At 48.0% G+C, this 10,407-nt stretch carries 5 protein-coding genes; 2 read left to right on the top strand and 3 right to left on the bottom strand.

Going from position 1 to position 10,407, the window contains the following annotated elements; translation table 11 throughout:
• Nucleotides 1-4 precede the first annotated feature (4 nt).
• The 3 genes from ACX0G9_RS08635 to ACX0G9_RS08625 all read right to left on the bottom strand — a co-directional run bounded on the left by ACX0G9_RS08635 (nucleotide 5) and on the right by ACX0G9_RS08625 (nucleotide 7,956).
• A complete protein-coding gene (locus tag ACX0G9_RS08635) occupies nucleotides 5-3,856 on the bottom strand; it encodes a DUF7948 domain-containing protein (RefSeq protein WP_459064482.1) in 3,852 nt (1,283 codons plus the stop codon).
• A 79-nt stretch (nucleotides 3,857-3,935) separates the two neighbouring features.
• Entirely contained in the window at nucleotides 3,936-6,050 is a 2,115-nt protein-coding gene (gene recG, locus ACX0G9_RS08630; protein ID WP_459064481.1) for an ATP-dependent DNA helicase RecG, read from the bottom strand.
• Between the two features lie 106 nt (nucleotides 6,051-6,156).
• The gene (locus ACX0G9_RS08625) at nucleotides 6,157-7,956 is read right to left on the bottom strand and encodes a hypothetical protein (protein ID WP_459064480.1); all 1,800 of its coding nucleotides are present in this window, start codon (nucleotides 7,954-7,956) and stop codon (nucleotides 6,157-6,159) included.
• A 166-nt stretch (nucleotides 7,957-8,122) separates the two neighbouring features.
• Between ACX0G9_RS08625 and ACX0G9_RS08620 the strand changes: the two genes are divergently transcribed.
• Both ACX0G9_RS08620 and ACX0G9_RS08615 read left to right on the top strand, forming a co-directional pair.
• Nucleotides 8,123-9,010, top strand: coding sequence for a decaprenyl-phosphate phosphoribosyltransferase (locus ACX0G9_RS08620; RefSeq protein ID WP_459064479.1), 888 nt, complete (start codon nucleotides 8,123-8,125; stop codon nucleotides 9,008-9,010).
• Between the two features lie 5 nt (nucleotides 9,011-9,015).
• Nucleotides 9,016-10,407 carry an FAD-binding oxidoreductase gene (locus ACX0G9_RS08615; protein ID WP_459064478.1) on the top strand — a complete coding sequence of 464 codons (1,392 nt, stop codon included), beginning with the start codon at nucleotides 9,016-9,018 and terminating at the stop codon, nucleotides 10,405-10,407.

Below are 10,407 nucleotides of genomic sequence, written 5' to 3'. Positions count from 1 at the left end.
GCCGCTACCGGATCAAGGTGATATCACCTTTTTTCGTTGCACGGGTTCCATCGAAATATTCCGCTTCCAGCGTGTACGCGTACACATCCATGGGTTGAAGGTTTCCTTTAAACATTCCATCCCATCCTATATACGGATCGTTACTTTCGAAGACCTTTTGGCCCCAGCGGTTATATATCCGGAAAGCCATTTTTACTATCCCGAACCCAACCACTTTTACAATACCGTTCTGTCCGAAACGGCCGGGAGTAAAAGCATTCGGTACATCCAGCAGCGGATGAACGATGGCAGGCACCGGGTGACAGACAGTATCGGGACATCCGAATTGATTTACCGCCACCAGGCATGCCTGAAAAGTATCGGTCCGGATATATTGATGGATCACCGTATCCAGCGAATTTTTGGTCGTTGAATGACCATCTCCGAATAACCAGGTGCTGCTGACGACCCCACCGGTCGAGTTATTATAGAACACGGTCGGTGTATTGACAACCGATGGTAGGGGGAGATACGAAAAGGCAGCCGTTGGTTTTCCGCTAACGGTGATGGTCATTTGCATACTGTCCGCGATATTACAGGTAGAGGAATCCACTACCTTTAATTTGACGATATAACTTCCCGGATCGGGATACAAATGCGGCGGAGGGGTCCGGTCGGTTGAATCGACGGTACCGTCGCCAAAATACCAATAATACTGCTGACCCGCAATGGAAGTATTATTGAACACGGCTGTATAGGGTGCGCATCCCGAAGATGGCGTTACAAATTGTGCCTTTACATTCTGGGCAATATTCAGTGATTTGGCCAGTGTATCCGGGAAATTACAATAATTGCTGTCCGCCAGGATCAGTTTAACGGTATAAGGCCCCGGAGAAGGAAAGGAATGATTGGTAATACCCAGGCCAGCCCGGATCTGCGATGAATTATCTCCAAAATCCCAGAGAAAGGAAGTGTTGGTGAATGCCTTGGTCCCCGGATAAGTGGACTGGTTATTAAAATCGAAATCGAGAGAAGTGCAGGGCAATACTTTCGCATAAGTATAGGCCAGGACCGACGGGTCGTTACGCGCCGTAATATGCATGTATACCGTATCGGCCACATTGCAGGTGCTGGAATCTATCGCTACCAGGGTTACCAGGTAGGTACCCACCAGATTATAAACATGCGTAACGGAATAATTGGTGGTCGTATCCTTTTTACTCAGGTCCCCGTAATCCCAGATATATAATTTCGCATTCCGGATAGTATCCTGCAACGTCGCGGTCAGCGGAACGCAGCCAAGACTATCCCCCCGCCCCTTCAGATCGGATTTGAGACCCGCTCCGACTCCCGCAAAATTAAAGGCAATTTTTACTGCGGCCTCATTACAGCCTCCGAAAGATACTGCCCCATTCGCGGAAGCCCAGACCCCGGGGGTGGTAGGGAATACCGCACCGCCGTCACAATTGGCGCAAATGGATTGATAGATCACTCCTTGTTTGTCGAACCGGCTTGTGCCGCCATCCACATGATCGCCCAGCTTCCCATTTTGTTGTCCGAAGAAACTGCCATACAACTGCGAGGCTGCATTTTTCTGCAATACAAAAAAATAGAAATCCGCTCCGTCCGTACCAGGTTTTAGAGCGTTACCCGTTGTTTTCAACCCGTTCGTTCCGTCGTTGTTATATTTGTCGTCGATATTAATCCCTCCTCCCCATCCTGAAACGTATACATTTTCACAACGGTCCACCAGGAAAGCTGTAGGAGAGAGATTGGGATAGGTTCCTCCGGGCCCGAAATTAGCCGAATAGATGATGCCTGAAAGATCTGGCTGCAGTTTGCTTATGAATTGTTTGCCGGTGGCCTGGTTATTATTTTGATTGAACGGTGAATTTACAGGAGGCACCACCCCTGTGGTCGTTCCCATAATATAGGGGAACCCTTTGTTATCGACATCGACCCCATAAATTACATCCGTCCCGGTTGTCCCGAAATAAGTGGTCTTATAAAGAATGGATCCGTCATTTTTGATCATGGAAACAAAACCATCCGCTCCGCCATTGTTCGTGGACCGGATAACAGTGCCGGAACCGGTCCCTTTAAGATCATTGCTTATGGTTCCGCCGGCTATGTAAAGATTATTGGTAAGAGGGCTTAAAGCCAATACGAACGCAGCATCTGCGCCGCTCCCACCAAGATAGGAACTGAAAAGGATCGCTGTGGCATCCGGAGTGGTCTTGAGGACTACTCCATCCTGGCCGCCGCCGGAAACCGTTTGGAATGCCCCTGTCGAAACAGGAAAATCCACAGATTGGGTGCAGGCAGCCAGATATATATTATTTGCGCCGTCCAGGATCACTTCGCTCCTTCCGTCATCGCCATAGTTAAGACGAAGCTCCTGGGTACCAGGAGTACCCTCTGTATTATATTTCGGTTTGTAATTGACCCCGTCAGATCCCTTTCCACCGATCCTCCGGGAACCGATGAGGCCGGTTCCGTTGGCATTGAATTTGGTCAAAAAAAGATCGAATCCGCCTCCCTGGCCGTAGGTGGTAATTCCGGCAGGGTAAGTTGGGAAATCGGATGAAGAGGTTCTCCCTGTTACCACCAGGTTCCCCATCGGATCGCAAACCATACTATGCGGTTGTTCGTCACCGGTGCCTCCCAGATAAGTGGCATAAAGTGCGGTGGTTCCGCTGGAATTGAATTTCATGATGGCAATGTCGTAATTATATGGATAGATTACCTGCCCCTGATTATTCTTAACTATCCCTTCTGAACCATCGCCTCCTTTATACCCGCTTTGAAAGGCTCCGGGAGTCGTATAGAAATCATTTCCGCTGAACCCGGGGTAATCGAGCGCAATTCCACCGACATAAAAATTCCCGGATAAATCATACGTGGATGTATAGCCCCAGTTATCCGATTTACTTCCGGTGAATGAACAAAATACTTCGGTGGGATCGATTACCAGTGTCGCATCAGGGGAGTAATTCTTTATACGGAAACGGATACTGTTTTTTCCAACAAGATAGTATTCGCATTCAAGGTCTCTTTTCTCCTTAGTATCCAGTTGGTAGGCATAGGGCTCCATTTCTTTGACCGTTCCGGCGGAGGTCCTGACCTGCACCTGGTTCTTTTTAATAGTCAATTTTTCCTGGCCTTCATATTTCATGGATATCTGGCCAGGGTCGGCACCCGGATGAACGATAAGATCGTATTTGAGAAACCCGCGGTCGGTATAATAATGCAGATCGATCCCTTTATATATATTCCTGTATAAAACGCCCTGGTATTTTTTGCATTGCGATACCCATTGAGCAGGGTCTTTCCCGGTAAAGTAGTTCAAATAAGTAGGGAGGCTTTTTTCAGGAAGGATCTCCGTCAACCCGTTGGCATTCTCAAAACTTACCCGGTAGGAATGGGAATGAAGGATCATGTCAGGATCGGAGGCTTCGCCCCTTCCATCTCCGTCTCCGGGAATAGCCTTACCGGGCGGATAAGAAATTCCCCTTACGCCTGGCTGGATGGATGTAGTCCTTCCCGCAATGGCAGCAGTGGCAGTCGTTACGGTGTTTGTTGCAGTGTTTGTTGCCGTGTTTGTTGCGGTGTTTGACCGGGGACTCTTTTGTGCCCCCTTACCCATATGTAATTGATATTGGATCCTCCGAAGATCAGTGGTGTCATGCTGGATAACTGTAAAGCCATCCTTGTGCAGAACAAATGTACCGGCATTCATTTCCGCCCTGAACTTCACAAGGGAGCCCCATTGGCCCTTATTCTCAACAAATTCAAGATTTGAATAGCCTCCGGACTGCGCTGTGAGATGAAGGACGGAAAAGTTGACCAAAATGGCAATAAGGCTGATTCTTCCCAAATTTTTGTATTTTCTCTATTTGAAGGTTAATCTGTCCGGTTCTATCCTGATTTGTCCCTAAGAGATCCTTACCTTAAATTTACGAAATCTTACTCCACTGCGTTTGCCCATGTTGAACCTGCAGGTAGTTTTTCAGGTTCTTGTTCTCTTCACTGCTCAGATCAGGGTCAATTCCCAGGATCTTATCGGACATTTCGCGTGAAAGTTCCAGCCATTCCCTGTCCTGGACAATATTTGCCAGTTTGAAATTCAACATTCCGCTCTGGCGTGTTCCTCCTATGTCACCAGGGCCCCGGATCTCCAGATCCTTTTCCGCAATCTTAAACCCATCATTGGTGGCGCAAAGCGTGTTTAACCGTTCACGGGCCTCTTTGTTGAGCCTGGGACCTGTTAATAAAATGCAAAAGCTTTTTTCCGAACTCCTTCCAACCCTTCCTCTCAGCTGATGCAATTGGGAAAGTCCGAATTTTTCAGCGCTTTCGATCACCATGACTGTCGCATTGGGCACATTTACCCCTACTTCAATAACCGTAGTGGCGACCATGATCTGAGTATCTTTTTGCACGAAACGTTGCATGTTGGTCGTCCTTACTTCATTGGTCTGTCTTCCATGTACCATACTGATCCAATACTTCGGTTCCGGAAACCAGGCTTTCACATTTTCATACCCTTTCATCAGGTTCTCATAATCCAGGGTTTCAGACTCTTCGATCAGCGGAAAAATGATGTAACACTGCCGGCCCTTCGCCAGTTCATGCCGGATGAAATCCATGACCTGGGGTCTCTTGTCCTCGAAACGATGGACTGTGGATATTGGTTGCCTTCCGGGGGGTAATTCGTCCATTATACTGTAGTCCAGATCTCCATAAGCCGTCATGGCCAATGTTCGGGGAATGGGGGTAGCCGTCATAACCAGTACATGGGGAGGAATTATGGCTTTTTTCCATAACCGGGCCCGCTGGGCCACCCCAAACCGGTGCTGCTCATCCACGATCGCCAGTCCGAGCCTGTTGAATTGGACAGGATCCTCCAGGATCGCGTGGGTGCCGATCAATATATTAAGGGAGCCGTCGAGGGCTAGTCCAAGTACCTCTTTCCGTTGTTTGGACCGGGAAGAACCGGTGAGAAGACGGACAGTCAGCGGGAGGTCCTTTAACAGGTCAGAGATCCCTTCAAAATGTTGTTTGGCCAGGATCTCGGTTGGCGCCATCAGACAGGCCTGAAATCCATTGTCAATGGCGAGTAACATGGCAAGGAGGGCTACCATGGTTTTGCCGCTGCCTACATCTCCCTGCAAAAGTCTGTTCATTTGTCTTCCGCTGCCGGTATCCCGGCGGATCTCCTTCAGTACCCGTTTCTGTGCCCCGGTCAGTTCAAAAGGCAGGTATTGGGTATAGAACCGGTTGAAGATCTCCCCTACCTGGGAAAATACCACTCCTTCGGAATAACGGTGTCGCCGGGATTTGATCAGCCCCAGACGGATCTGGGCCACGAAAAATTCCTCGAATTTGAGACGGGACAAGGCCTGAAGATACAAATCCGGATGACTGGGAAAATGGATCTGACGATAGGCTTCATAACGCTGTATGAACCGGGTGGCTTGCCCTGTATTGGCGTCCTTATAGGTCCGGGCAGTTTCCGGCAGATTCTCGGGAAGATCTTTTTCTTTTACCAGGTTCAGCAGGGTCAGTGTCAGCTTGCCGATTTCCCGCCCGCCCAATCCTTTAGCCTTTAATTTTTCAGTGGTTGGATATACCGGGTCAAGATAGGGCTGTCCGTCGGCCTTTTCTTTTACGAATATCTCGATTTCCGGATGCGTGATCTGGGGTTTGCCCAAAAAAGCGCCTACCCGTCCATACACCAGGTATTCGGTGCCGACGGTCAATAATTTCTGAATCCCGTTAATCCCCTGGAACCATACCAGTTCCAGAAGGCCGGAATTGTCTTTTAAATGGGCGACCAGGCGACGGGTCCTTTGTTCGCCCAGAATTTCCATACTGACCAGTTTCCCGGCTACCTGGATATATTCTGTTTCCGGGGAAATTTCCCTGATTAGGTTGATCTTGGTCCGGTCCACATGCCGGTAAGGAAAATGATTCAGAAGATCGTTGAAAGTAAAGATGCCCAGATCTTTTTTTAACAGATCCGCACGGAATGGCCCTACCCCTTTCAGATATTCGATCGGACTGGCCAATATGGAGGCGATGTTACTGATAAATGAACTATTTCCGGCGAAGTTAACCCGTCATCTTAAATCTCCTGCAAGAAGTTTGTCCCTCCATTTAAACGGGTCACCCCATTTATTTAGCGTTCAGGGCAGACGTCCTGAGGGAATCAACCGGTCTCCGGTAGACCTCAATATTTCCCTGGGTCTCCCCTCTGCGCGGCGCCATAAAAGAATCGACCAGTTTATAATGCACCCTGAGAGAATCCCGCACCCGAAAAGCATAAAAATTGTTGAGGTTAGAGACATATTCGAAAAGGACCAGGTCATAATAATGCGCTCCTATCCGTTTTTCCAGCAATTCAGCCTGCCGGTTGAACATTCCCACACCCAGATGATACCATAAGGGTAGTTCCTGGTTTTTTTCCAGGGCAAAGGGTATTTCCGCTGCCAGAGGCGTCAGTTCGGACATATTCAGCACGCGGAGTCCCTCCCCACCACTATTTCCTCCCTTTCCACCCATCTTTAGAGGGGACTGTTGGGAGTGTGCATCCTTAACGATATCCATTTCCATCAGCCGGTGAATACCCGCAACCGTTGGAGGAGGCATTTTTATCCGGTCAAAAGTGGGCAACCCGGTTTCTATCCATTCTTCCATGGGTACATCCCGGTTACCGGTATCCCGGTTGATCATATAGGTATGTTTGTTCACTACATTCTCTCCGGTTGGTGAGAATTGAAGACCGGAGGATGCACCAGTCGCCGGGCCGGACCCGGTTACCCCGGCCGTTTCCCCGGAAGGTGCCGTTTTACCGTGGGGCAATACCCGTTCAACGTACTTCCAATAGGTGCCGCTCCACCAGAACAGGATCCCGCCCACCAGGAAGGCCAGTACAGCAGGCTTGCCAAAATTGACCGGCATGATGCCCGACAGTTGGGAAAAGATACAGGCAATAGCAAAAGCATGAAAAAAGATATTGTTATCCGGAGGTGTATAACTGGTGACCTGGAAAATGGCCGATTCCGCCAGGATCGCCCAGGTGAGCAACAACAGCAGCAATCCTTTTTTGTCGGCAAGCAGATTTTTCGACAATCCTCCCGGCTGGTTATAACGAATGACAGCCAGCATCAGGGTAAGAAAGAGATAAAATTTGATCCATTGGGAGGCCCCGAAAAATTCCTCTGCAATATCAGGAAGGGAGATCCTTGCCGTATGAGGAGCCTGCCCGTGATTGAACCAATACCCGAAACCCCATTTCGAAAAAACCAGGACGATCAGGGAAAGGAATACGGCACAACTTCCCGCAAAGATCACCAGGGGCAACCCCTTTTTTTCGAGCCAGCCATAACTGGCCAATAAACCGCAGCCAATAAGGAAAGCCAGACCACCTCCATCCTGTTTGGTAAGAAAAGAGAAACAAACAAAAAGCGCGGCGGCAATCAGCCAGCCAAAGGCAAATGGTTTAGCTCCCTTATTTGTACCTGTAAAGGTCCCGCCGATATATTTGAACAGAAAGGCAAGTGCGATGAGTTCATATACGATCACCGAATGATTGTACCAGGGCCAGAAATTAAAAAAGGAAAAGGATATACAGAACAGGAGTACGGCCGCAAAGCGGATTCCCTTATTCACAGACAGACTTTTCAGGATGGAACGGAAGGAAAGGCCTGCAAGGATATTTATAAACACCTGGGCCTTGACCAGGGTGATCATTTTTGGCCCGAATATTTTGAAAAAGAAGGCGGGAATGACCCAATACATTCCCCCCAGGGGAGTACCAAAATCGCGGAATGGCAACTGACCCTCACTGATACGATAGGCACCTTCCCAGGACAGGAATATGTTCACCCTATAGGGAAAGCGGATAAGAAGCGGGACGCATGCCAGCAGGATAATCAGCAACAGTTCCAATTTAGCTAACAGGTTCCGGGTCATTTGTATCGTTTTTGGTTATAAAATTAGCCCCGTAATGGATAATTTTAGATTTTAATAAAGGAATTTTGGAGCAAATAAAGGAACAAATTAACTAATTGTACTATTTAGGCTCAATATTATAATTTTTAGGTTTTTGTTTGTACTTTGTCGCGAATAATTTAATGCTGTGCAATACCTCAAACTCTTAAGACCTAAAGATTGGGCAAAAAATTTATTCCTTTTCATTCCGATGTTCTTTGCCGGAGAATTCCTCGACGGGGGCAAACTCCTTCAGGTAGGCCTGGGATTTATCGCCTTTTCTTTTATTGCCAGCAGTATTTATATCATTAATGACTACCGTGACCGGGAAGACGATCGCAAACACCCGGTAAAATGTAAACGCCCCCTGGCTTCCGGAAGCGTCTCCCCTACGATGGCCCTGGTCATATGCGGACTGCTCCTGGTAGCCGGATTCGGAATGGCCTGGATGATCCGGGACAAATTTCTTTTTGTGCTGGGTATCTATTTCCTGATCAATCTGGCCTATTCTCTCGGGTTAAAAAGTATTCCCATCCTCGATATTATGATCCTGGCGGTTGGTTTTGTACTGCGTATCAAGGCAGGATCCGTCATCGGGTTTATCCCCCTTTCCGAATGGATCGTAATCATGGTCTTTCTGCTGGCCATCTTTATGGCCATCGGAAAAAGAAGGGATGATGTGCTGCTGAAGTTAAGCTCAGGGGAGGATATGCGCAAATCCATCAAAGGGTATAACCTGGAATTATTGAATGTTTTGCTGGCCCTCGTTTGTGCGGTCATTCTTGTCGCCTACCTCATGTATACCGTCTCCCCGATTACCGTGCAGCATTTGGGAACGGACCGCCTTTATTATACCTGTATTTTTGTATTAGCCGGAATAATGCGATATTTGCAGATTATTTACGTATCTACCGATTCCGGCTCGCCTACTAAGATCCTTTACAAAGACCGTTTCATTCAATTAACATTACTCCTTTGGATCGCCAGTTTTATTTTCCTTTTATATACCAAAGACATCATTCTGTTTAAACATTGAAACGTATGCAAAAGCAAATCGCCAATTGGGGAAATTATCCGGCCATGGAAAGTGAAGAGAGGACTTTTACCCTGGTGGAAGATATTCATCAATATATAAAAACTACCGACGGATTTATCCCCCGGGGCAACGGACGTTGTTACGGCGATGCCTCCCTTGCTTCTCAGACGCTGAATACCACAAAATTCGACAAAATACTTTCTTTCGATACTAACAAGGGCATTTTTGAATGCCAGAGCGGCATCACCCTGGACCAGGTCCTGGAAGTGGTCGTTCCTAAGGGCTGGTTCCTGCCCGTGACCCCGGGAACCAAATTCATTACGGTCGGTGGGGCGATAGCCAGCGATGTACATGGCAAGAACCACCACGTGGATTTCTGTTTTTCCCATCATGTCGATGAAATGGATATTCTCCTTTCGGATGGAAGACTGGTTATCTGCGGACCCGACCGGGAAACGGATCTTTTTGAAGCGACCTGCGGCGGCATGGGCCTGACCGGCCTGATCACCCGCATTAAATTCAGACTTAAGAAGATCGAGACCTCCTTTATCCGGCAGAAACAGGTAAAAGCCGCCAACCTGGAAGAAGTCATCCAACTTTTTGACCAATACAAAGACTATACTTATTCCGTTGCCTGGATCGATTGTCTGAAAAAAGGCAAACATTTCGGGCGCAGCATCCTGATCTTAGGAGAACATGCCGTACCTGCAGACCTGAATGACAAACAGAAGAAGGAACCTCTTCAACTGCCAAAGAAAAAACAGATCGTTTTCCCGTTCAATCTGCCATCATGGGTATTGAATACCTTTACAGTAAAGGCCTTCAACTTCCTGTACTACGGGAAAAATTTCAAACGGGAGATCGATAATGTCGTCAATTACGAACCTTTTTTCTATCCGTTGGATGCCATTCTGCATTGGAACCGCGGTTATGGTAAAAAAGGGTTCATTCAATACCAGTTCGTTGTTCCCCTGGAAAGCAAACAAGGACTGATCGAGATCCTGAAGAAGATCAGCGAAAAAGGGCTGGGATCTTTCCTGGCCGTACTTAAGGTCTTTGGCAAACAGGAGAGCCTCATCGGATTTCCTATGGAAGGGTATACCCTTGCCCTGGATATCCCGGTACGCAAGGGTCTTTTCGAGACCCTGGACGAACTGGATAAGATCGTATTGCAATACGGCGGGCGACTTTATATGTCCAAAGATGCCCGTATGAAACCGGAAATACTTCAATCGGGTTATCCGCACCTTCCCCGTTTTCTGTCCATCGTCAAAAAATATAACCCGGACGGCCGGATCCATTCCGTCCAGTCCGATCGTTTATTATTGACGGGATCCGGCACCAAAACTACCATGATTAAAAATCTACCGGCAGCTGCCAAACAATCAGCGGAATAA

The sequence above is a fragment of the Flavitalea flava genome (assembly GCF_054461575.1).
Note: the sequence above shows the minus strand (reverse complement) of the source record. Positions and strands in the feature narration are given on the sequence as shown.